Here is a 1,364-nt window from a genome sequence, read left to right on the forward strand (position 1 = left end):
ATGAAATCGCTCATTGGCGCCCTGGCAATCATGTCCCTGACCGCGGGAGCGAGTCATGCCGCAGTCTCCCCGCAGGAAGCTGCCGCACTCGGCAAGACCCTGACGCCCTGGGGAGCCACGGTCGCCGGCAACGCAGCCGGTACTATTCCGGCCTATACCGGTGGCCTGCCGCCGTCCACCCATCCGGAGGGTTTTAAGTCCGACTCCGGCTTCTGGGCCAATCCCTATGCCAGTGACAAGCCGTTGTTCATCATCGACAACAAGAACGTCGCGCAGTACGCCGATCAGCTTTCCGAAGGTACTCAGGAACTGATTAAGCGCTTCCCGGGCAGTTACACCGTCACGGTCTATCCGAGCCGACGCAGTGCCCGCTACCCCGACTGGGTCAACCAAAATAGCATTGCCAATGCCAGCCGCTGCAAGACCATCGACGATGGTCTTGCCGTGGAAGGCTGTTTCGGTGGGGTGCCGTTCCCGACCCCGAAAACCGGCCACGAAGTGGTCTGGAATGCACAGTTGCATTACCGCGGCGCATCACTCCTGTTGACGGGCCAAGGCTGGTATGTCGACGCCAAGGGCAGCAAGGTACTGACCAACGGCACCAGTGCGGCCACCGATTCGCAGTACTACAACAAGGCATTGGATGTCGATAAGTTCGCTTCGCTGGGGCTTTACCAGACGTTCCTGAACATCTACACCGCACCGGCACGCAATGTCGGAGAAGGCAATCTGATCAGGTACTACGTCAACCCCAACAAGAATCCCAACGCGACCTGGAACTACTCCCCTGGCCAGCGGCGTGTCCGTCGTGCACCGGATGCCGAATACGACTTTCCTGTATCGACTTCTGGCGGTGCCATGCTTTACGACGAGATCTACATGTTCTCCGGCAAGCAGGACCGGTATGACATGAAATATCTGGGCGTAAAGGAAATGATCATCCCCTACAACAATTACGACTGGGCGCAGACCACTCCGGCCAACCTGCTGGCCGACAAGCACCCCAATCCTACGGTTATGCGCTGGGAACTGCATCGCGTGCATGTGGTCGAGCTCACTCTGAAGCCAGGCATGCGTCACGTACAGCCCAAGCGTCGCTTGTACTACGACGAGGACATTCTGGCTGCCGGGATGTCAGACGGCTGGGACGCCTCTGGCAAGCTGGCAAAGTCGATCTTCCTGCCGTCTTACCAAATGTACGACAAGCAAATTCCGTTCGCCTCGCCGTTCTGGATCTACGACTTTGCCACCGGAGTCTACTATCACTCCTCCATTTCTGCCGGGACCAAGGGGGTGAAGGTGTTCGACGAGCTGAAACCGCTGACGTTCTTTACGCCTGAGTCTCTTGCGCGACAGTCTCAGCG

1 protein-coding gene is annotated in these 1,364 nt (G+C 58.3%); it reads left to right on the top strand.

Annotation, left to right across the window (positions count from 1 at the left end):
* Positions 1–1,364: DUF1329 domain-containing protein (locus tag FBY10_RS31405; protein WP_145338893.1), on the top strand; the 1,364-nt coding region annotated here is incomplete at both ends.

The organism is Pseudomonas sp. SJZ103 (assembly GCF_007828335.1).
Taxonomy (GTDB): Bacteria; Pseudomonadota; Gammaproteobacteria; order Pseudomonadales; family Pseudomonadaceae; genus Aquipseudomonas.